The following is a 23,005-nucleotide window of genomic DNA, read 5'->3' as shown; positions in this document are numbered from 1 at the left end:
CTGAAAAATTGATAGCAAATTATGTTAAGGAACAAGGTGTTGAAAAGGATTATAAAAGTTTGAAAAAGAATAATCAATTGAAATTATTTTAATGCCTCGTGGGCTTGCCCCGAGGATTATTTACTAGGTTTTTCATAATCTTCTGGTAAATGAATCCATATTCTTTTAAAGGTTTTAAGTTGAGGACATGCTATGGTAAAAGTTTTAACTTTCTTTTATTCAGTACTTTGAGCTACTATATTTTTTGGATAAATAATGAAAAACACTAAATAAATAAGATTGTATATCATGTTATTCTACAGGGCTAAAGTTGATAAAAGTGAAAAAATACCGATAAATTACTTATTTATTTTCGACAAGAGACATCATATAGACGACAATAAAATAGCGAGTCTTCTTAACTTTATAATAATTAAATCCTTGGAATATTTATTAATGATTAATCGTGTTCAAAAATTAAGCCTACTATCAGAAATGATAGCATTTTCACAGAAGGATGAAAGTTTAAAATCTGTAGAGAATAAATTTCTGTTGAGCATTGCTAAACAGTTAGAGATTTCTCAAGAAGATTTTAATTATCTTTTTGAACATCCAGTAACCTATGTAAATTTAAAATCGTATAGTGAACGTATTGTTCAATTTCATCGACTAATCTTATTAATGAATTTAGATCAAAATACGTCTGCAAAACAATTGGTTAAAATCCATAACTTTGGATTGCGTATGGGGTTAAGTCAAGAGTCTATTAATCGTGTTTTGGATTTAATGGAGAGTTTTCCTAATAAAATTGTACCACCAGATTTTTTGATTGATATTTTTAAGGTGCAGTATAACTAATAGCTATTTAACCTTTAGTTTTTCTAGACGTTCTTGATACGCAGTAATCTCATCTCTAAAACGTGCTGCCTCAATAAAGTCTAAAGCTTTAGCAGCCTGTTCCATTTGTTTTCTGGTGTCTCTAATTTTCTTTTCTAGTTCGCTTTTAGTCAAGTACTTACTTTCAGGTTCTGCCGCTAATTTAGCATCAAGCTCTGTTCGGTAAGTACTTACCGAATTTTTTGCTAATGCGCTATTTAAGCTTTTATTTAATGCCTTAGGAACTAAATTGTGTTTGGTGTTATAAGCAATCTGTTTTCCGCGACGGTATTGAGTTTCATCAATAGTTTTCTGCATACTCTTAGTGATTACATCAGCATACATTATCGCTTTTCCGTTGAGGTTTCTTGCTGCTCTACCAACTGTTTGCGTTAATGAGCGATTACTGCGCAGAAAACCTTCTTTGTCTGCATCTAATATGGCAACAAGAGATACCTCTGGTAAATCCAAACCTTCTCTAAGCAAATTTACACCTACCAGAACATCAAAAATACCTTTACGTAAATCTTGCATAATCTCAACACGTTCAAGAGTGTCCACATCACTGTGTATATAGCGACACCTAATCGAAATTCGGCTTAAATATTTAACCAATTCTTCTGCCATTCTTTTTGTAAGAGTTGTTACTAAAGTACGCTCATCTTTTTCTACTCGGGTTTGAATTTCTTCAATTAAATCATCAATTTGATTCAGACTTGGACGTACTTCAATAATTGGGTCTAATAGACCTGTAGGTCGTATGACCTGCTCTACATAAACACCATCTGTTTTTTGCATTTCGTAATCAGCAGGTGTAGCAGAAACATAAATGACTTGATTTTGTAGTGCTTCAAACTCTTCAAATTTTAATGGCCTGTTATCCATGGCAGCTGGCAAACGAAAACCGTAATCTACCAAATTAACTTTTCGACTTCTATCACCACCAAACATGGCGTGTACCTGAGAAATAGTGACATGACTTTCATCAACAACCATTAAATAATCGTCAGGAAAATAATCTAGCAAACAGAAAGGACGCGTGCCTGGAGCACGACCATCAAGGTAACGTGAATAATTTTCAATACCAGAACAGTAACCTAGTTCACGAATCATTTCTAAATCAAATTCGGTACGCTCTTTAAGTCGTTTTGCTTCAAGGTGTTTACCAATATCCTTAAAGTAGTCGTGTTGTTTAACCAAATCATCTTGAATATTATGTATTGCATTTTGAAGTACATCAGGAGATGTTACAAACATATTTGCAGGATAGATATTCAAACGGTCGTAGCGTTCAATAATTTCGCGTGAATGTGGATTAAAAGCTTCAATTTCTTCAATTTCATCGCCAAAAAAGTGAATACGGAATGCATTATCCGAATATCCTGGAAAAATATCTACTGTATCTCCTTTAATCCTGAAGTTTCCATTTTTAAAATCTGCTTCTGTTCGTGAATACAAACTCTGAACGAGCATGTGTAATAATTTTGTGCGAGAAATCACTTGGTCGCGTTCAAGCGTTATCACGTTTTTCTGAAATTCTGCAGGGTTTCCAATACCATATAAACAAGAAACAGAAGCGACGACTAAAACATCACGTCTACCTGAAAGTAGGGAAGAGGTTGTGCTAAGACGCATTTTCTCAATTTCTTCGTTAATAGATAAATCTTTTTCAATGTATACCCCAGAAACAGGAATGTAGGCTTCAGGTTGGTAGTAGTCGTAATAGGAGACAAAATATTCTACAGCATTGTCTGGAAAAAACTGTTTAAATTCAGAATATAATTGCGCCGCCAAAGTTTTGTTGTGTGCCAAAACTAGAGTTGGGCGTTGCACTTCTTCAATCACATTGGCAACGGTAAAGGTTTTACCTGAGCCCGTTACACCAAGCAGGGTTTGGTAGCGCTCATTATTTGTAATGCCTTCAGCTAGTTGCTTAATAGCTTGAGGTTGGTCGCCAGTAGGTTTAAATTCAGATTCAATCTTAAATCGCATAAAGCAAAGTTACGATAAACGAGTTGGCATTCCGAATGTAAAAGTACCCTTAAATTAATTTTAACGCTTAAGTGCAAAGTGACTAGAAAACACTCTACCATCTCCAAAGTTAGCTGTAAACCAATAATCTGTGTTCGGTAATTGTGTGCCATTATGCATACCGTCCCAGCTATAACTATTGGCATCTTGCTGAGTAATTAATCTTCCAAAACGGTCATAAATTGTAACCCTTAGATTAGGATAGAGTTGAAAGTTAACACCTTCTAATTGCCAAAAATCATTCTGGCCATCGCCATTGGGTGTAAAGAATTTTGGAAAGCCTAAAACTGAAAATATTTCGGAAATAATACCACAACCATTCTTGTCTCTGACAAACAAGGTATGAAAACCGGGTAGGATATTACTGAAAATATTAGAGTCTTGATATGGTCCGTTTTCATCATCTAAAGCATTCTGATAATCTCCATTGCCGTCTACAATAATTGTGGTGGTGTTTATCCTGTCAGTCCCAATGACATCAATATTATTAATCATTGCAATCTCTGAAGGTAAAACGGTAGTGTCTCTAGTGTTGCTACAACCATTTGGGTCTGTAATGACCACTGTATAGACGCCAGTTTCATTAATATCAATTGCAAATGTATTTTGTGTAATTGTTGTTCCGTTGAATTGCCACTCGTATAGGTAATTGTTTGGTAAATCGTTTAAGACACCTCCAAATAGTCTTATGGTTTCGGGAAAAGTATTAGTACAATAAATTACGGTTTTATCTTCCATAATTTCTGGTGTAAATAATACTTCTAAGTTGACCTCTGATATAACATAACAATCCCCGTTGCTTTGTACTTTAACAAAAATTGTTTGTGCATTTGCATAGTGCTACTGTAATTTAAATCTAGTTGATTATTCCCAGTAAATGCATCATTTTCATAGTAACTTACATCAGTATTAGGTGGAATTTGATTTGCGATAGCCATATTAACTTCATCTAAATCAAATGTTATAAACCCGTCAAGCTCTACAAAATCACAAGTTTCAATGCTTGGAATGTTTAATAGATTGTTTGAAATTTGAAGTTCCATTTCAGCAATGTCAATACATTCAAATGGGTTTTCGACTCTAGCATATATAATTTGATTAGGTATCGAATTTTGAAAATTTGCTGATGATGGAATTGGGTTATTAAAATCAATAACATCCATTTCGGATAAGAAGAAACCGCTTACCGTTAAGTCAGGATTATTACGTACATCTGCAGTAGCATCAAGTAAATTATAGAATGTTGCCATCTTGGTTAGCATCACACTCAATTAAAACTACATGGCTGCTGATTGGATTTGTACCATATTCTATCACAACATCTCCATAGGCAAAACTTGAATTATCTAGTGAAACCTCTACAGTATATGCTCCTGGTTGAGAAACTTCATAAGTACCACATGTATTACAACCAATTGGGTCAGATTGGACTAAGATACCATCTCTAAACCAGTCATATTCATTATTTCCAGCTAATGTGGCATCTAATGTTATTGTTTCTCCCTCACAAATAGGATTAAAATTCGATAACAACCGGTCTACACCCAAGTCTCTGGTAAGTTGAAAACTCCCTGCTTCAAGGAAGACAGCAGAATCAAATCTGAAGTTCAGTTCATCAGCGATTACTAGTTTAATATTATATTCTTCCCCAGGAATTAAATTAGCCGTTGCTTTCAAAATATCTGTTTGTCCATTAAAGTTCATTGGTGATAGAGCAGGATTTATTTCATTAAATTGGTAAAAAAAGGCTTCATTCTGAGGTGGACAACTACTAGGAACTCCTGGTGTAACTGTTGTTACTTTTACAGGTGTTGTAGTACCAGACACTAACGCAATATTCTCATAAAGGTCATCACTATTTGCTCTTTTAATTAAAAACCCGAAAACATCAGAGAACTGACCCGTAGAGGGGTTCTTTTCTCTATACTCTTCAGACGCAAATAAATATCTAAATGAAATCTGATTGGTAATCGCTGTAAAGTTAAACTTTATAATTGTGGCGTTTAAAGTGGCCGTTTGTTGAAGAGCAAGCTCTAAGTCGAAGTTACCATCCCAGCTAGGAGCATCATCATCACTTAGTGAGTCATTTGGACCAGGAACATTGCTTAATCTTTCGGTACTTAAAACAATACCACGCTCAAAAGGAAATGTTGTTCCTCTGTAGCGTCAAATGAACCATAGCTAAATTCGGAGCCTCCAAAGTTGCCACTTACAGCATTGGTAACTAACACGTTTTCTATACAGTCACTATCTATTAAAACATCCTCAATGAGTTGTTGTGGCGTTAAGGACTGACTATCTACAGTTATATTCTGAGCAGTTGTAATATATAGTAAATAAATAGGCTAAATACAAGAAAAGCGTATTTCATAAAAACGGATCAAAAAAGCATAGTAAATATAAACATCACTAATCTCATCAGTTTTTGTAAAGTGTTAAATTTTGATAGACTATCTTCTTAGTGCAAAATGCCCACTAGCAGTAAACTCTATATCACCTCCTTTTACGTCGGCAGTCCACCAATAATCACTAGCTGGCATTAAGTTACCATTATAAGTGCCATCCCAACCATAGGAATTGTGGTTAAGTCGTTTTAATAGTTTACCATATCTATCGAAGATATAGACTACTGTACCTGGCAATGTTTCTACACCAACAATATGCCATGTGTCAAAATCTCCATCATTATTTGGTGTCATGTGTTTAGGTGCATCAATAACAAGGATTTCTTTTGTTACTGACGCACAACCATTAATATCTATAATTGTTAATGTGTGATATCCCAGGCCAACATTTTCGAAAAATCCTGAGGTTTGAGGTTCCATATCATCTAGTTGAAAAAGATAATCACCAATTCCAGTTACAGTTATTGTTATGTTATTAGGGTCTGAGAAATCAACTGTTTCGATTACTTCAATATTTGCAGGTTCAGAGATAATAACATTAAATTCACTTGTTGTGACGCATCCATTGGGAGTTGTAACGGTAACACTATATGTTCCTATTTCAGTAATTTCAATGTCTGATGTTAGTTCACCAGTTGACCATAAGTATTCGTCACCATCAAAACCAGTATCTGCATCAACCTTTAGTGGAAAATTTTCAGGACAAATCGTTTGGGGTCCTATATCAACTATTGGTAATGGGTAAATAATAACACTAAACTGTGTGACTTCGAAACATTGGGTAGTTGTATTGGTAACTCTAGCAAAAATAATTTCACCGTTTGTAGTATTGTACAGGTTCTCAAGCGGGTTTGTATTACTTATAGCACTTACCTCAGAGTTGTGATAGGTAACTTCTAAAAAAGTATCATCTTGCGCTCCAATAATTATTGGAGTTTGGATGGTTAAATCGATAATAAGTCGTTCGTCATAGTCGTCATCACAGCTTTCTAAATTATCAGGCATGTTTGCAACAGGTGACTCAATAACTATAAGCATAAACGGATATATATAGAAGCACTCCGTTACTGCATCCTCAAGCCGCGCATATATAATGTCGTTATTAGTTTGGTAATTGTACTCGCCAGTAATTTCATTTTCAATCGCTATGGCGTCATTTTCATTTGTATAATAGGTAATATTTAAATTATCTGGGTTATTTACAATGATATTATTAATCTGACTAATCTCGTAAGTGTTAGTGTCATTATCACAAATGTTTACACTGCTAAAGTCGTTAAATACCGGTGGTGAAATTACGTTGAGTTCTATTGGTAAAACTATAGGACAGTTAAAATCTGTATTTACCACTTTCATAAAAACGGTTTGAGGATTTGTAGTGTTTTCAAAATTCTCTGGTTCAGAAATAGGATTTGTATCGCTACCGGCATCTTCTTCGGAGGTAAAAAATGTTACTACCATATTATCTTGTCTAACGTCTAAAATATTAATTTCAGCTTGCGTTAAATCCCATAAAATACTTTCGTTGTAATCTATATCACAATCTTCAAACGGCGCTATTGTAGATACTGTTGGTACAGGTGTAACATTTATAATAAACGATGCGCTAGAATAACAAATTGTCCCATTTTCTATGGTTACAAAAATTTCCTGAGGATTAGCAATATTAGTAAATGTGTTTTCAGTTATAGGATTACTTTGATTTTGAAAATCTTCAAAACTTCTATAGTAAGTTACAGTTAAATCTTCCGCTATGCCTTCACTTATTTCAGCAGTTTTTTCATTAAGGTTTATTTCCACAAGAGCATCATTAGAGCCATCGTCACAAACAAACATGTCTGTAGGCTCATTGAAATTTGGATTTGTACCCACATTTAATGTAAAGAAATCTATACCATAACAATCTGTGTCCGTAATATTTTGAACCCGGACATGTATGATTTGCGGGTTCTCTGTATTTTCAAAATTATTGTCTTTGTCTATAGGATTGTCACCAGACTCAGCATCTTCTGCCGTCAGAAAATATAAAACTTCTTTTCCTGATTGACCGTTTAAAATCTCTGCATCCTTAGAGCTTAACAAAAATTCACCAATGTTATCTGTATTGTTTTCACAAAATCTAAATTCTGAGATTTCAGGAAATACAGGCAATGTGTTTACAATTATTGAAATATTTTCAAGCGTAAAACAACTAGTCAATGTGTTTTCTACTCTGGCAATAATTGTACCTGTTTCTGCATTATAGTTAGAGGTATTAGTAATAATCATGTTTGTATTACTAATTGCATCTTCTTCAGATTCAAAAAAGCTTACAGAAATATTTGTTAAAGTACTGGTGATTTCGGAAATTTTATCTTCGAGATTTATTGTAAAAAATCCGTCTTGGTCATCATCACAAATAATAATTGGGTTTGCATTTGTAGTTACTGGTGCTGGATTAACAAAAATTTCGAAACTTGACAAATCAGTACATGAGGCTATTTCAGATGTTATTCTAGTATAGAGTGTAAAAGGATTTACTGTGTTTTGATAAATTACAGACAATGGATTTATATCATCTTCGGCATCTTGTAGAGTTTCAAAATAGGTTACGGTATATCCTGGTTGACCTAGAGAAACCTGTTCGTCAAATTCTGATAAATTAAAGCTTCTTATTCCATCTTGATCTGTGTCACATACGGTTTGTTGTGGTAAATCTGGAAACTCTACAATAGGTTCTAAATATAAAATAATTTCCTCATGTTCAGTACAAGTGGGGCTTGTTAAGGTTAGGTATAGAGTTTGTGGAGAATTAAGGGGAAAGTAATTTACGCTAGTGTCAATAGGATTTATAGAATTAGTTCTATCGTCTTCTGTTTCATAATAGGTAATTGTTACATCTGGTATATCTTGTAAAATAAAACTAGTTATACTTTCTAGATTGAAGGCTTCACTATTGTCATTTCCTATATCACAAAGTTGAAAATCCGAAAAATCTGGCGCCGATAATAATAGATTTGGGTGTATTTCTATAGGAGAATTTGAAGCACAGCCCGTATTATTATCAATAACTCTTGTATATATAATTTGCTCAGTTTGTGTAGTATTTGAAAAATTTGTTGGATTAGGAATCGGGTTTTCTCCAGAAAGTGCATCTTCTTGAGATAGATGATAAGTTACTGTTACGTTGGTAAGTCCGTTTAAAATTTCAGCTTCTACTGTCGTTAAATCAAATTCTGCAAAACCATCATATTCTTGGTCACAAGCATCTATATAGTAATTTTGGGCATTGTTAATTGGAGGTGGTGCTAATACCGAAATATTTACCACTGTCGTAGAGTTACATCCAGTACTAGGGTCTGTAACACTAGCATAAACTATATCCGTTTGACTATCGTTAACGTAGGGCATCGGAATTGGGTTAGTATTATTACTTGCCTCAAATTCTGTAATGTGGTAGCTAACAACCAAATTAGCTTGTCCATTGGTTATGGCATCATCATTTTCATTTAAGTTAATCGTCGTAAAACCATCAATAACTTCGTCATCACATACTTCCATTAATGGAGGCTCTATCGCTTCGGGTCTAGGGTTTACTATAAGTTGAAATTGATTTATGGTTAAGCAACCAGAGTTATTATCAATAATACGTGCATATATAACTTGTGGGCTTACTTGATTTTCAAAACTCCCACTTATTGGGTTGGTCCCATTTTCGGCATTTTGAAGCGATGTATGGTAGGTCACTGTGTAATTTCCAGGTACAACAGAATTAACAACTTCGTTGTTTTTTGTGTCTAGATTAAAAATTTCTAGTCCATCGTTACTTGGGTCATCACAAAGTTGATAATTAGTCATAGGTGTAGTACTTTGTGTAGTACTTAAATCTATTGTAATTTCATCACCTACAGTACAAAAGCCATTTCCTAAAGGAATGCTTATTTCTACGCTATATGTACCGCTTTCAGTAGCTTCGTACGTCGGTTGGTTAGCCCCATTTATAACTCCTCCGTTTAAATACCAATCGTACTCTGCATTTGGATTATTAATATCACCATTAAGTGATACACTATTAGCACAGGTAGAAAAATCATCACCCAATTCTACTACAGGTGAAAAGCTGTTAGCTTCTATAAAAACAGCAGAATCGTAATTTCTATCCGTTTGATCGGCGATAACAAGCTTAATGTGATAAACCACATTTGGAATTATATTTGCCGTTGCTGTTAAGACTGTTGTACGGCCATTATAATTAGTGTCTCCAATATTATAACCTTCAAAAAATTGACTGTTTACGGGTCCGCAAAAACCTTCAATATTTGGTCTAATGGTTGTAGTATTTACTGGTGTAGATGTGCCTGGTACTAATGCAATATTTTGAAAGGGATTAGAAGTATTAGCTTCACGAATTAAAAATGCAAAGCCATCTGAATATTGGCAAGGAAAATTATTAAGATATTCTTCCGATGCTAATATATATTTGAATTGGAGTACATCAGAAATTGAAGTAAAGTCGAATTCAATAGAGGTCGCATTGAGAGTTCCTGTAATGCCAAGAGCAGTTTCTAAGTCTGTATCTGTTGACCATGATGTTTCACCTTCATTTAATTCTTCATTATTTTCTCCGTTTCCTGCCGATGTTGCATTTCCTGTGGTTAAAACCATTCCATTTTCAAAAGGAAAATTAGATATTCCTCTTTCAAAAAAACCAAAACTTCCAATACCAATAGAATTTCCATTAACTTGAGAACTAATATTGTCTATTACAATACAACCAGCTTGCAAGGAATTCTCTACTAATGCTTGTGCAGATAAAGAATTGTCAACGTTAATTTTTTGAGCATAAGTAAATTGCACAAATAAAACTGTGAGTATAAATAAAATAAAATTTTCTGATTTGAACATAGATTTGGGGTCTGTTCTAATAAATAATCTATACTGGTATAAAAACAAGTCCTAGACATTTATATCTACAAAAGTATTAAAATTTAGTTGAAATGCAAATATTATTGATGAAATACACAATTAAAATTAAAATATCCGTTTTTACACCTAAATCAAATGCCAGTTATAGATGCAATAACCACTCTATCGAACAGTTTTTCTTCAAAATATTGTCTGTTTACCTTTACACAAACTCATTTAGCTAGAGCTGTAAATACTTTCCCTTGATTTTATGATAATTGCACAAGAGTGTTATTTTAGCGTTACTTATAAAAATATGAACCCATTTGAGAGTTTCTTTTGTGGTTTGCTCACTAGATTTTTCAGTAACATGTAGTTCTACATAATCTGATATATCCACATAGGAAGTACTTTTGTCAGAAAAAACAATAGTTCTCTTATCTAATGAGCTTTCAATGGTATCATCAATCTCTTCTGAAGAATGTGTATTTAATACCTTAGCCTTAAAGTAAGGTACTTGGCTAGATTTCTTACCAGTTTCTATATCTTCTAAAATAACACTTTCAGCCATTACTGCTACATTCTTTTCACCTGCTGCTCCTCGACCACGCTGAGCTTGAGATTTTTCTATATCGGTTGATGCTACTGTAAAATAACCTTCATCCATCTCTATCATGCCTTCTAGAGTGTAACGCTCACCGCTTTTACCCATACCTTTACGTAGTTTATGCACCATAGACCATACAGGTCATAACGCTTCAAACCTAATTGGCGCTGTATATCTTTGGCGGAAAATCCTTTCTTAGTTACGCTCATTTAAAACATTGACGATACTATTATTGGTTAAAGAATAAATGGAGTTATACCATTTCTCAATTAAAAATACGCCTTGTGTATCTCTTTCTCGCTTAAAATGAAGACGACATTCTTCTTCGTTTCCAAATTCCGCAGTAAAACTAAAAACACTCATAGCTATTAGTGTTATGATAATCAATGAAATACACAAAATTAGATGTAATTACGGATATTTAATTAATAATTTACATATACCCAACCAACAATAGGTTGGTAATCATAATCATTGAGGTTTAAGACATAATAATACGTGCCAACAGGAACACGTTCTCCATGGTTTATTCCTCTATTTGATAGACCTAACCACGGTTTGTTGTCGTCACCTTCAAAAATTAGTGTACCGTAACGATTAAAAATTTTAAGTTCGTGTAGTGTAAAAATACTGTAAAGTCCTTGTATGTTAAACCAATCATTTTTACTATCGTTATTAGGTGAAAATCCCTCAGGGATTATTGGTGGACAGTTTTCAATTTCAAGGTTAAACTTAAAAATTTCATAGCAAAACTCTTGTTCTAGACGAATATATATAGTTTGAAGCTGAGTTAAATTATTGTATGAATCTATGTCATTAATACTATTTGTATTTGTCCCTAAATCTTCTAGATTCTCAAAAAACTGAAAGTTTTGATTTTCAAATTCTTGTAAATTAGTTACTGCATCTAAAAGATTAAATTCACCTGTTTCAAAGCCTAAATTACATGACAATAAATTAGGAAGTGTTACTACTTCTGGAACTATTAAAAGTGAAACACCTGCGAAGGTAAAATTATTGTTTTCATTTGTTTCTGTAATAATTCCGTTGCCATTACCGTCATCATCAACAATTACTGAAATCGTAAAATCATCTGAAATATTCTCTGGAATAAAAAGACTAATAGTGCCATTTTCAAAACCTCCAATAGGTATATCTGTACTTGTAGCAGATTGGCCGACGAGAAGATTATCAGCATAAAATGCTATCGGTGTATTTTGGGGTAAAACACCTGTACTATTGGCGTTATTGGTGGTGTAGTTTAGTGTGATTTCTCGGCTATCACAGGTAAGAGTAATTTCTTCTACAGCGATTGTGGCGTCAGGTAATTGACTATTTAAGACAGTAATAACATTATTAATCATTACAAAATCCTGACCTGATGTTAGACTTATTGATGCCGTAGTATCTCCAATGGCTATATTATCTTGTATGTTATATACATCAATATCCATGTTAAATAAATCGATAGCACCTGTGAAGCTATTTGTTCCATTAAAAGCATTACTTACGGGATTTAAAGGTGGATTTCCGATGAGGTTTCCATTAATAGTGAGTTGCTCATTTACAGCCAGAGCACGGTCACCTTCCCAAGCGATAAAGCCAATTTTTGCATTATCATTATCCAAGACATTCAGGTTGTCGAGTGTTATGGATAACGATTCAGGTACACTTTGCAGCCCGTCATAAATATTGAGTTGATTAAGTGGCAGGTTACTATCTTCATAAACAACGGTTAACGCCCAGCCGCCAAAGTTAGTACCTGTAGGACAGTAAGGTGAGATTATTGAACTTATATCAAAATCTGAAATCGTATAGATTGTGCTTCCTAGGTTTGTAATGATTTCTGTAACATCGGAAAATGCAGCAAAAAAGACTCTTGTGTCGTCTAGGGCATCTGTAAATATACGTTCTGCAGATATATCTTCACCGTTAAGTTGAATATCAAAATCGCCATTTCCAGAGCCTGCCCAATATAAATAAGCGGCAATAATGTTTTGATTAGATTCTAGCTGAAGTTCGGCAGAAGATCTGGTTAGAATTTCACATGGTGAAGAGTTACCGTTTTCAGAAGTGTTTAAGGTGTTTCCAATAGCTGTATAGTCGTATCTTCCATTAAATTGTTGAAACAAACTAATGTCCTGTGCTCCACTAAATAAATTAATGAGTAGTAAAAGGATGGTATAAATATATCTTAGTTTCAACCTACAAGTATTATAAAACTAAAATTACATTTTATTTAGCGCTTCAAAGCAAAATGGCTTGAAAAACGTCTTCCATCTTCTAGAGTTACAGAAAACCAATAGTCACTACTTGGCATTGGATTGCCATTATATGTTCCATCCCAACCAGAACCAGTAGGACTTATTTCATTTATTAATTTTCCATATTTATCAAAAATATAAATAATAGTGTCTTGTTGAAATTGAGAAGATATACCCTTAACTTGCCAAAAATCGTTTTGTCCATCTCCATTTGGTGTAAAGAATTTTGGGAAACCTACAACGGAAACCATTTTTTCTATAATACCACAACCATTTTTGTCTCTTACAAAAACTGTGTATATGCCTGGGCGAACATTTTCAAATATATTGCTGTCTTGATAAACACTATTAGGGTCATTAAGAGCAAATTCATAATCGCCTTCTCCAGGTGCTAACAAAACAGTAATGGTATTATTTTCTGAGGCATCCGTGACTTCAATACCTTGTATAGTGGCAATGTTTGAAGCATTTACAACAACTGTTCTCTCCTTAGAGCAGCCAGCGACATTTGAAACAGTGACGGTATAGGTGTTTGGTTCGTTGACCTCGATTTCTATGGTTGTTTCGCCTGTAGACCAATCATAATAATAATTGTTAGGGATGTCGTTAATAACACCACCATTAATCACTATAGGCTCTGGAAAGTCATTTAAACAGTATAAAGTTTCAAAAAATGTCTCTACATTAGGCAGGGTCAACACTTCTAATTCAACTTCGTTAATACCGTAGCAGTTATTTTGATTTTCAACACGGACATATAATATTTGAGTAAAAGCTGTCGTGTTTCTATAATTATTAGCTAACGGATTAATTTCTAACAAAGCATCCTCTAGAGTTTCGTAATATGCTAAATTTAGTCCGTTTGGAAGCTCATCTAATACTTGTGCATCTGCCAAAGACAAATCAAAATCCATAAAACCATCTTCAGCATCGTCTGTATCACAGATGCCAATGTAAGCATCATTGGCTGTAGTAGCACTAACAGCTAAATTAACTTCACTGAAACTAAAGCAAGTTGAGATGGTGTCTGTTGTGCGTGCTATGATTATTTGTGGATTAGATATATTAGTATAGTTTGAAGCATCAATAGGGTTTGTCTCTGTCATGGCATCGCTCATATCTAAATAATAGGAAACATTAAAATCTGGATTTCCTCCTGTTATATCGTCTTCTTTTTCTAAAATATTGAAAACTGTTCTTCGGTCAGGAATACCATCTTCGTCACATTGAAAGAGTGAAATATCATTAACTTCTGGTGTTAAATTGATGGTCAGGGTAAAACTATCTATAGTGACGCAATCCGTATTGTTATTATTTACCATACGAACAAAAACTTCGTCGCTAAATGGGACATTCTGGTAATTGTCTGGCAATTCATTTGCCACATTATCTGCATCATCTTGGCTGCTATAATATGTAATTGTAAAATCTGCTGCGAGCTGATTTGCACCAAGAATATCAGAATTAAGATTAGATAACACAGTAGTAACTATGCCATCAGTTGTATCATCTTCAGTATCGCAGAGAAGTATATTATCTAATCTTGAAACGGTCGGTGTATCAAAGACTATTATGTTGAAAGAATTGATATTATAACAATTAGAGTTGTTACTGTTTTCGACACGCACAAAAATTTCTTGTGGATTAGTTGTATTTTGAAATGGGAATGTTAATTCATTTTCATTATTGTTAGCATCTTCAATATTAGCAAAATATGCTACCGAAAATTCTGAGGGATCTTGAGCTCCAAGTGCCTCAGGATTTTTATTAGTAAAGTTAAAAGAAGCAACACCGTCAGTAGTGCCTTCACATTCATTTACATCTATTATATTGTTAGCTACAGGTATATCGTAGAAGGTAACTAAGGCTTGTCCTTCAAAGGTATTACAGTCTCCATTGTTTTGTTGTATGAGTACTTCATATAAACCACCTTGATTTGGTGCTATTTCAAAATCAAAAGGATTAGCATTTCCATCATCAATCGTATTTCCGTCTAGTGTCCATGTATAAGTAGCATTAGGAAGAATGTCCGCTAATAATGTATAAGTATCTCCATTACATAATGATAATAGGGTAGATTCTGAATCATCGTCCCGAATAATATCTATGCTTTCTACAAAGAATGACGATATAAAAGGCGGTAATCCTAAATTGGCACTAGTTCCAGTTGCAAGTGCTTGTCCGTTTTGGTTATAGTTACATGCAAAACCAACTTCATTAGGGTTTTCAATAACATCTAAGAAATTATTATTAAATGTATTTATAACGTATATTTTACCATTTGGTGCTAACTGCATGGCGCCAAGAAAACCACCTATAGTTGTAAATACAGTAGTTTGTTGATTATTATTGTCTAAATCAAACTGATTAATTGCGTTACTACCACTTACATAAACTTTTTTAGAATCTGAAGAAAACTCTGTGCCATAAGTACTTATGTTTGTTAAGAGCTCAACACCATTAGATACAATGCCTGTGGCGTTATCAAAATCGTAAACCCAAAAACTTCCTGATGTGAATGGCTCTACTTGATTACCAGGTACATTGGCGTTTTGGTTATGACAAATAGCAATTTTACTTCCATCTGGTGAAGCTTTTATGTAGCCTATAGCATTTCTACGGTATCCATTAGTAACAATATCAATATCTCCCGGAATTTCAGAAACTTGTGGTGTAGGATTTACACCACTATTATCAATCTTAAAGGAGTAAAATTTGTCTCTAAAATGAGTTATTACCCAAATAGACTCGCAATCATTGGCAGCAACAGCAGTAATTTTTTCAGAACATTTATAACTTGTCTCAATGAAGTCTGCGACATCGTAAGTTATTAATGGTACATTTTTTTCTGATACTACAACATCTCCATTACCACCATTTAATGATAAATCTATAAGTGAATATGTTAAACCATTATTAAAACCATCATCAACATTTGAACTTGCAGGTACATTACCAAAACTTTCTTGATAAAAGTTGATTGGATTACCGTTAATATCTTGTGGTCCTTGAGTTGGGTATGCCCAAGCATTATTATGGTGCGGTTCATCTACAGTAAAAATATAATATAAATTTGGGTCGTTAGGCTTTGGTATAATTAAACCGGATGAGGTACTTGATGGGTCACCAAGTAATCCGTTTCCTGAATTATAATTTGCATTTGGCATGATATTATTATTAGCATCCCATACACTACGACCATCCGTATAAAATAATACGGTTCCGTCGTTGGCAGCAGAAATACTTGAGCAGCCTTCATTAGTACTTACAGCAGAATTAATAGGTGTAACAGTATCATTAAACAAATCGAATGTTAAACCAGCTCCGCTACCAAAATGCCAATTAGAAGCTTCCTGTTGAGCATTTGCAAAAAAAATTGAAAATGTAATTGTTATTAAAAAAAGACTCTTTTTCATATTCGATAAGCGCTAGTTATCAAATATATTACAAATCCCTCTTTTTTAATAATCGGTAAGACAAAAAGATAAAAAGAGCTATCCAACCCAATACTATGGCTATTTCGCTAAAGTGAACGGCGTAGTCATAACCCAATTCTGCTTTGTCAGGGAATTTTGTCATCACAACACGCTGAAAAGGTTGGTCTATTAATTTGTACATAGATTCTAAAGGCATAAAGTTTTTTATCTGAAACGCTTTATCTACACTATCAAATATTTCATATGCTCCCCAAAAAACTAACCACTCTACGATATAAAGAATAAATAAAAAGGCTAAGGCAAATGCCGAACGTTTTAATAGCATTCCAAAGAAAAGACAGAGACTAAAGAACCCAACTAACTTTACAAAATAGGCCAATAAAAATTCTACTTCTCTAAAAACGATGCTAGCTTCAGTATAACTAGAATAATACATACCTATACAAAAAGTAGCAACACCCATAAGAACTGTAGCAGCTAATGAAAAGAAGACAATAGTATAAAATTTTGAAAGTATAAATTCTTCTTTACTGAGACCATCGATGAGGTTTTGCTTCAAGGTTTTACTACTATATTCATTGCCAATCATGCTCACGACTACAATGGCGAAGAAGAACTTAAAATAGGAAGCGCAAAACGTTGTAATATGCCATATAATAGGGAAATTGAAAATTCCTAATTCTCCTAATTCTAGTGTGAAAAATCCAAAGAAATTAATTTTTATGGATGATAAAACTAAGACTGTAAAGGGCAATATAAAGCTCACAAATATGAGAATTTTACTTGTTCTATTTAGCCAAAGCTTTTGAAGTTCGAGTTGTATGAGTCGTATCATGGTGTGATTGGTTATTCTAATTCTATTAGAGAATTATATGGTTGACCCTTCGACAAGCTCAGGGCAGGTTGATGATTAGTTTAAATTATCTGTAAGTTGAAGGAATTGCTCTTCTAAACTTTCTTTTCGTTTTACGAGATGCGATAGAATAATACCTTTTTCAAACATAAGTTTATTAAAGTCTGATGAAGACATTGGCTCGTTTAAGAAAGCGGTAATTAAATGGTCTTCCACTTTTATTTTTCCAAATTTAGGGTCTTCTTCAAGGATAGTTTTTAATTCATCATGCTTTTCGGTTTTTAGTTCAAAGAAGCCATGACTACTGATCATTTCATCTACACGACCTGAGTATAGTTTTTCTCCTTTTCTAAGCACAACAACGTGAGAACATACTTTTTCAACTTCATCTAGTAAATGTGAAGCTAATAGTATGGTAGTTCCGTTTGCTGCTATATCTTTTATGATTTTTCGTATTTGATGAATTCCTTGTGGGTCAAGACCATTTGTAGGTTCATCTAGAATAAGAATTTCTGGGTCGTTTAGTAACGCCGATGCAATGGCCAAACGTTGTTTCATACCCAAAGAATAGGTGCGAAATTTGCTTCCTTTTCTGTCTAGTAAGCCTACAACTTCTAGCTTTTCTTTAATTTTATTAGTGTCAACTCCTTTTATCTTACAAACTAATTTTAGGTTTTGCTCTGCCGTCATGTAGGGGTAAAAGTTAGGGCGCTCAATTATTGCCCCTACTTTTTTAAGTGCATCGTGAGTGTTAGTATTTCCGTCGAACCAATAAAAGTCGCCATTAGTTTTGTTGACTACGTTTAGTACAATACCAAGTGTTGTTGATTTTCCACTTCCGTTTGGTCCTAAAATACCATACACATTACCTTTTTGTATGGTAAAGCTTAAGTCTTTTACTGCGGTGAGGTAACCAAATTTTTTTGTAAGGTTATTTATAGTAAGGATATTCTCCAAGGTGATTGGTTTTTGATTGGTTTATAAGAGTAAGACGAATCAATCTTTTTTTTGTTACAGCATAAAAACAAAAAAAGCATTTCATACAGAAATGCTTTTTGTTTTTTGGTTTAAATATGTATTACTGTTTTTTGTCACTCAAAGGCATTTTAACACGTTTTTTGATTAATAAACCACCAGCACTAGTCAATGCAAGACCAATATAAATGTACTTGTCATTTATATCACTACCTAAAGCTACTCCTGAAAAAAATATACACGATAACACTATTATCATTTCTAGCCAATCAAGTCTAAAACCAATTTTATACTTCATAATTAATCTAAGAAAAGAGGTTACTATTTAATTCCAGTTTTCGTCAAAATCTAAATCACTGTAATCATCAACATCTATGTCATCTGCAAATTCACTAAAATTATCCTCTTTTTCTGCTTCAAATTGTTTTATAGGTGCTTCATCTGGTACTTGGCCTTGAACAAACATTAAGTTTGGGTAGTCTGTGCTTTGTGCCTCTTCGACAATTTCAGCAAGCTCTACAAAGAAAGTCCACATATTCAAAAAATCATAAACATATATCAGTCGAGTAGAGGCTTCGTGTACTAAGTCATTAATTTTAGTAGAGCTCATAACCTTAACTTTGTTATTTCCTTCACTGACATCGAACATGGCAATTTCTTCACCTTGATTCCATTCTTCATCACTCACATAAAATGATGCCATTTCCATACCATCAAAACCAAATGATTGTGTGATGATATTATGCAAATCTTCCATAGTGTCATTTTCACGGATTTCTAAATCTCTAAAAATGTCCTCTTCTGTATCATTATCGAGTATAACTCTAAATCTGTAAATCATGGTATTAATTTAATTTTCCAAAGATACAATTTATGCGCTTGCTATCTTATTTTTAAGTCTATATGTATTGTGGCTTTCTAAAATAATATAAAACTGAATTCCTATAAGAACTGCAGCGATTACTAAATGTAGCGGTTGTGAAGAAAACGGAAAATTAAAGTAATACATAGCAATACCTGTTGCAATTTCTAAAGCAATACAAACTATAACTAGTTTGAATTTAGCATAGCCTAAATTAAGCTTATGGTTTCGCAAAAACAACCAAAGATTTATTGCTAAAACAAGGATAGAAAGTGTACGATGTATATAGAAATTAATAGGAGCTACTGCAGTAATATCCCAATTAAAGTATCCAAATAATTTATTCTGAATGTCCACAAACTGTCTAACTTGTGTCCCTAAAACAATTTGAATAAGTGTTAATGCTGTAGCTATAATTAAAATATTTCTGAACTTTGAATCGAATTTTTGGTCTTTGTAACTCGTTTTTGATGCGTAAATGAGGTAAAGAATAACAGCCACAATAACCAGAGCCATAACCATATGAATGGTAATTTTAAAAGGTGCCAAATTAGAGTCTACTACTGTTTTGCCTAACCATGCTTGAAAAGCCATCGCTAAAACCGTAAAAACTGAAAGTAATAAAAAGTGCTTTTTATCTTTCCATAACCAAATTGCCATAATGGTGAAAATAAGAATAGGTAACCCTGAAATTGCACCGATAAGTCGATTTATATATTCAACCCAGGTATGTATAGGATTGAATATAGCATAATCGTGAGCTGTGTAAGGTTCCCAATTGTTTAAATTCAAGGTTTCCCCAGATGTAAATTCTTTGGTCGCAACTTGCAATTCCTCAGCAACAATAATAACAATTCCTTTTTTATAATCATGATTAGGCTTAAATTGAAGCTCTGAAATATCTGTCGGTGGAATGTAATACCCAAAACATTTAGGCCAGTCGGGACAACCCATTCCCGAACCAGTCATACGTACCACTGCACCGGCTACAATAACAAAGTAAATTAATACTAAAGTAACTTTTGCTGTTTTTCTAAACCGTCTTTTCATTTTCTAAATCAATTCTTTTTTATAGCAAATGCTATTTTCCATGCCTTTGTATTGTTCGTATTTTGGTATTTTAAAATAGCCGCATTTTTTATAAAATTTTACTGCTTCTATCTGGCGCTTACCTGTTTCTAAAACACAAGAAGAATAACCAATCAGTTTTGCCCAATCTTCTAAATCGTTTAAGACAAGGTTTCCAACACCTGCGACTCTTTTTTCGGGTAAAACAAACATGCGTTTTATTTCTACAGAATTTTCATCAAATGGTTTAAATGCTCCACAACCTATTGCTGTTTCTCTATCATAGGCAACGACTACGTTTTTTAATGCTTCCATACCATTAAACTGACTGTAAAACTCATGTTCATCACCATCTGTAATTTTTAAATAGGCATCAAGTTGTTTTACTAATACTATAAAACCTTTGTTTTCTGATGTAGTCCTAACGAGTTTTATCATAGCTAACTTACTTGCAATCCCAAAGCTTTCGCTTTTTCTAACATAAACTCAAAAGCAGCATCATGTTCATTGGGTATTTCACCTTCTAGTATAGCTTCCTTTATAGCCTCTTTAATAATACCAATTTCTCTTGAAGGCTTTAGATTAAAGGTTTCCATAATCTCTTCTCCAGTAACTGGAGGCTGAAAATTACGAACATGGTCGCGCTCTTCGACTTCAACAATTTTGTCTCTAACGATTTTAAAATTATTGTGATATTTTTTGAATTTTTTTGGATTTTTTGTCGTGATATCAGCTTCGCAAAGTGTCATTAAATCTTCCACGTAATCTCCTGCATCAAAAACCAAACGCCTTACCGCAGAATCTGTAACATCTGAGGCTAAAACAATGGGCCTAGAACTCATGAACACCATCTTTTGGACAAACTTCATCTTATCATTCAACGGCATTTTTAATCTTTTAAAAAGCTTGTACACCATTTTTGAGCCAACAAATTCATGTCCGTGAAAAGTCCAGCCAATTTTTTTATGAAAGCGTTTCGTTGGAGCTTTACCAATATCATGAAGTAATGCTGCCCAACGTAGCCAAAGATTATCTGTGGTTTTACAGATATTATCAACAACTTCGAGCGTGTGGTAAAAATTATCTTTATGGCGTTGTCCTTCTTTTTCGTCAATACCTTTAAGCGCTGTTAGTTCTGGTAAAATAATATCTAGCAGTCCTGTTTTTTCAAGATGAATAAATCCGATAGATGGTTTTTTACTCTCTAAGATTTTATGTAGTTCTGTAACAATACGCTCTTTTGTAATGATTTTTATGCGTTCAGAATTTTTAGAAATAGCCTCTAGTGAGGTATCTTCAATTTTGAAGTTGAGTTGCGTTGCAAAACGTATGGCACGCATCATCCGCAGCGGGTCATCAGAATAAGTAATATCGGGATTAAGTGGAGTTTTTATAAGTCCACTCTCTAAATCCTTAAGACCATTAAAAGGGTCAAGAAGTTCTCCGAAATTCGAAGCATTAAGGCCTAAAGCTAGAGCATTTATAGTAAAATCACGTCGATTTTGGTCGTCTTCTAAACTGCCATTTTCTACAATAGGATTTCGACTATATTCAATATAGCTTTCCTTGCGTGCGCCAACAAATTCAATTTCAATATCATCATGCTTCAACATTGCCGTACCGTAAGTTTTAAAAACTTGTACTTTAGGATTATTAGGCAAATTGTTAGCTACATTTTGTGCCAATTCTATACCGCTACCAATGGCTACTACATCTATGTCTTTGGCATTACCTCGTTCTAAAAAATAATCACGTACATAGCCACCAATGACATACGCATCGACGCCAAGATTGTCTGCTGATTCCGAAATGGTTTTAAAAACTGGATGTTGTAGTGCGCTTTTATGGGTCATTTTACTAAACGAAATTGGCTCTTATTTCAAGATGCAAATTTACAACATAGCAGAAGAAGTCCCTAATTTATAGCTTCAATTACATTTAACAATTTCAAAAATTTAATGTTCTATAATTTATATTTATAATAATTGTAATATTGCGGTATGAAATCAGTAATTCATAGTAAATACTTAGCTAAGAAAAATAGTCTTGTAAAACTTATTAAGTGTTTTGATACTTCTGAGGAACACATTCTTAAAGAAAATCGCAACACTTTAAAATTATTCGAACTTGATGATATTACTGTAAACATCAAGTCTTTTAAAATTCCGAATTTAGTTAACCGAATAGTTTATCAATATTTCAGAAAGGGAAAGGCACAGCGTTCTTTTGAGTATGCAAAAAAACTTATAGATTTGGGTATAGGTACGCCTCAACCTATTGCGTATTTTAAACAAGACAAAGGACTACTTTTTGGACGGAGTTTCTACATTAGCGAACAACTTAATTACGATTTAACGTATCGGGAACTTATACACGATTTTAATTACCCAGATTATGAAAATATAATACGTTCTTTTACCCAATTTACGTATCAATTGCATGAAAAAGGAATTCAATTTTTAGACCATTCACCAGGAAATACTCTAATTATAAAGCGGGAGAATGACTATGACTTTTATTTAGTTGACCTTAATCGAATGAACTTTGGCACTCTAGATTTTGAAACCCGAATAAAAAATTTCGCAAGACTCACGCCTCATAGGTCAATGGTTGAAATAATGAGTGATGAATATGCTAAATGTGTAGATAGTTCTTTTGAAAAAGTATTTGAGTTAATGTGGAAAGAAACTCAAAATTTTCAATATAAGTTTCATCGAAAAAAGAGAATTAAAAAGAAACTTAAATTCTGGAAAAAGTAAGAAGG

16 protein-coding genes and 1 pseudogene are annotated in these 23,005 nt (G+C 33.5%); 2 read left to right on the top strand and 15 right to left on the bottom strand.

Features of this window, described 5'->3' with window-relative positions; genetic code table 11:
* The first annotated feature begins 420 nt into the window (after nt 1-420).
* Nucleotides 421-837, top strand: a complete 417-nt coding sequence (locus HKP48_RS11825) for a TerB family tellurite resistance protein (RefSeq protein WP_363928618.1) — start codon at nt 421-423, stop codon at nt 835-837.
* 3 nt (nt 838-840) lie between these two features.
* Here the strand turns inward: HKP48_RS11825 and uvrB are convergent, their stop codons facing one another.
* From uvrB to HKP48_RS11750, 15 genes and pseudogenes are all read right to left on the bottom strand, one after another.
* Nucleotides 841-2,847, bottom strand: a complete 2,007-nt coding sequence (gene uvrB, locus HKP48_RS11820) for an excinuclease ABC subunit UvrB (protein WP_296346101.1) — start codon at nt 2,845-2,847, stop codon at nt 841-843.
* 60 nt (nt 2,848-2,907) lie between these two features.
* Nucleotides 2,908-3,624 (bottom strand): T9SS type B sorting domain-containing protein, encoded by a 717-nt coding sequence (locus HKP48_RS11815; protein ID WP_296346099.1) that lies wholly within the window; start codon nt 3,622-3,624, stop codon nt 2,908-2,910.
* A gap of 23 nt (nt 3,625-3,647) precedes the next feature.
* Nucleotides 3,648-4,136, bottom strand: coding sequence for a hypothetical protein (locus HKP48_RS11810; RefSeq protein WP_296346097.1), 489 nt, complete (start codon nt 4,134-4,136; stop codon nt 3,648-3,650).
* On the bottom strand, nt 4,120-5,016 hold the full coding sequence (locus HKP48_RS11805; RefSeq protein WP_296346103.1) for a choice-of-anchor L domain-containing protein: 897 nt from the start codon (nt 5,014-5,016) through the stop codon (nt 4,120-4,122). The genes HKP48_RS11810 and HKP48_RS11805 overlap by 17 nt, the downstream gene beginning before the upstream one ends.
* Before the next feature lie 320 nt (nt 5,017-5,336).
* Nucleotides 5,337-10,175: a choice-of-anchor L domain-containing protein gene (locus tag HKP48_RS11800; protein WP_296346095.1), complete on the bottom strand. Its 4,839-nt coding sequence runs from the start codon at nt 10,173-10,175 to the stop codon at nt 5,337-5,339.
* Between the two features lie 152 nt (nt 10,176-10,327).
* Nucleotides 10,328-11,145: pseudogene (locus HKP48_RS11795) on the bottom strand (IS1595 family transposase).
* A 62-nt stretch (nt 11,146-11,207) separates the two neighbouring features.
* Nucleotides 11,208-12,986, bottom strand: a complete 1,779-nt coding sequence (locus HKP48_RS11790; RefSeq protein WP_296346094.1) for a gliding motility-associated C-terminal domain-containing protein — start codon at nt 12,984-12,986, stop codon at nt 11,208-11,210.
* A gap of 35 nt (nt 12,987-13,021) precedes the next feature.
* Nucleotides 13,022-16,462, bottom strand: a complete 3,441-nt coding sequence (locus tag HKP48_RS11785; protein ID WP_296346092.1) for a T9SS type B sorting domain-containing protein — start codon at nt 16,460-16,462, stop codon at nt 13,022-13,024.
* A 28-nt stretch (nt 16,463-16,490) separates the two neighbouring features.
* Nucleotides 16,491-17,318 carry an ABC transporter permease subunit gene (locus tag HKP48_RS11780; protein WP_296346090.1) on the bottom strand — a complete coding sequence of 276 codons (828 nt, stop codon included), beginning with the start codon at nt 17,316-17,318 and terminating at the stop codon, nt 16,491-16,493.
* Nucleotides 17,319-17,393: 75 nt separating this feature from the next.
* Nucleotides 17,394-18,293 (bottom strand): ABC transporter ATP-binding protein, encoded by a 900-nt coding sequence (locus HKP48_RS11775; RefSeq protein WP_296346088.1) that lies wholly within the window; start codon nt 18,291-18,293, stop codon nt 17,394-17,396.
* A gap of 121 nt (nt 18,294-18,414) precedes the next feature.
* On the bottom strand, nt 18,415-18,609 hold the full coding sequence (locus HKP48_RS11770) for an LPXTG cell wall anchor domain-containing protein (protein WP_296346086.1): 195 nt from the start codon (nt 18,607-18,609) through the stop codon (nt 18,415-18,417).
* Nucleotides 18,610-18,636: 27 nt separating this feature from the next.
* The gene (locus tag HKP48_RS11765) at nt 18,637-19,152 is read right to left on the bottom strand and encodes a hypothetical protein (RefSeq protein WP_296346084.1); all 516 of its coding nucleotides are present in this window, start codon (nt 19,150-19,152) and stop codon (nt 18,637-18,639) included.
* Between the two features lie 30 nt (nt 19,153-19,182).
* Nucleotides 19,183-20,223, bottom strand: a complete 1,041-nt coding sequence (locus HKP48_RS11760) for a COX15/CtaA family protein (RefSeq protein ID WP_296346082.1) — start codon at nt 20,221-20,223, stop codon at nt 19,183-19,185.
* Between the two features lie 3 nt (nt 20,224-20,226).
* Nucleotides 20,227-20,679, bottom strand: coding sequence for a GNAT family N-acetyltransferase (locus tag HKP48_RS11755; protein ID WP_296346080.1), 453 nt, complete (start codon nt 20,677-20,679; stop codon nt 20,227-20,229).
* Between the two features lie 2 nt (nt 20,680-20,681).
* On the bottom strand, nt 20,682-22,094 hold the full coding sequence (locus tag HKP48_RS11750; RefSeq protein ID WP_296346078.1) for an HD domain-containing protein: 1,413 nt from the start codon (nt 22,092-22,094) through the stop codon (nt 20,682-20,684).
* A gap of 147 nt (nt 22,095-22,241) precedes the next feature.
* Here HKP48_RS11750 and HKP48_RS11745 point away from each other — a divergent pair, with 147 nt between their 5' ends.
* A complete protein-coding gene (locus HKP48_RS11745) occupies nt 22,242-23,000 on the top strand; it encodes a lipopolysaccharide kinase InaA family protein (protein WP_296346076.1) in 759 nt (252 codons plus the stop codon).
* Nucleotides 23,001-23,005 lie beyond the last annotated feature (5 nt).

This window comes from Winogradskyella sp., assembly GCF_013042245.1.
Lineage (GTDB): Bacteria > Bacteroidota > Bacteroidia > Flavobacteriales > Flavobacteriaceae > Winogradskyella.
This window is presented reverse-complemented; position numbering and strand designations above follow the sequence as displayed.

Coding starts and splice junctions, on each gene's coding strand:
- uvrB (WP_296346101.1), bottom strand. CDS start 2,847: ATGCGATTTAAGATTGAATCTGAATTTAAACCTACTGGCGACCAACCT.
- HKP48_RS11815 (WP_296346099.1), bottom strand. CDS start 3,624: ATGGAAGATAAAACCGTAATTTATTGTACTAATACTTTTCCCGAAACC.
- HKP48_RS11810 (WP_296346097.1), bottom strand. CDS start 4,136: ATGGCAACATTCTATAATTTACTTGATGCTACTGCAGATGTACGTAAT.
- HKP48_RS11800 (WP_296346095.1), bottom strand. CDS start 10,175: ATGTTCAAATCAGAAAATTTTATTTTATTTATACTCACAGTTTTATTT.
- HKP48_RS11785 (WP_296346092.1), bottom strand. CDS start 16,462: ATGAAAAAGAGTCTTTTTTTAATAACAATTACATTTTCAATTTTTTTT.
- HKP48_RS11780 (WP_296346090.1), bottom strand. CDS start 17,318: ATGATACGACTCATACAACTCGAACTTCAAAAGCTTTGGCTAAATAGA.
- HKP48_RS11770 (WP_296346086.1), bottom strand. CDS start 18,609: ATGAAGTATAAAATTGGTTTTAGACTTGATTGGCTAGAAATGATAATA.
- HKP48_RS11765 (WP_296346084.1), bottom strand. CDS start 19,152: ATGATTTACAGATTTAGAGTTATACTCGATAATGATACAGAAGAGGAC.
- HKP48_RS11760 (WP_296346082.1), bottom strand. CDS start 20,223: ATGAAAAGACGGTTTAGAAAAACAGCAAAAGTTACTTTAGTATTAATT.
- HKP48_RS11755 (WP_296346080.1), bottom strand. CDS start 20,679: ATGATAAAACTCGTTAGGACTACATCAGAAAACAAAGGTTTTATAGTA.
- HKP48_RS11750 (WP_296346078.1), bottom strand. CDS start 22,094: ATGACCCATAAAAGCGCACTACAACATCCAGTTTTTAAAACCATTTCG.
- HKP48_RS11745 (WP_296346076.1), top strand. CDS start 22,242: ATGAAATCAGTAATTCATAGTAAATACTTAGCTAAGAAAAATAGTCTT.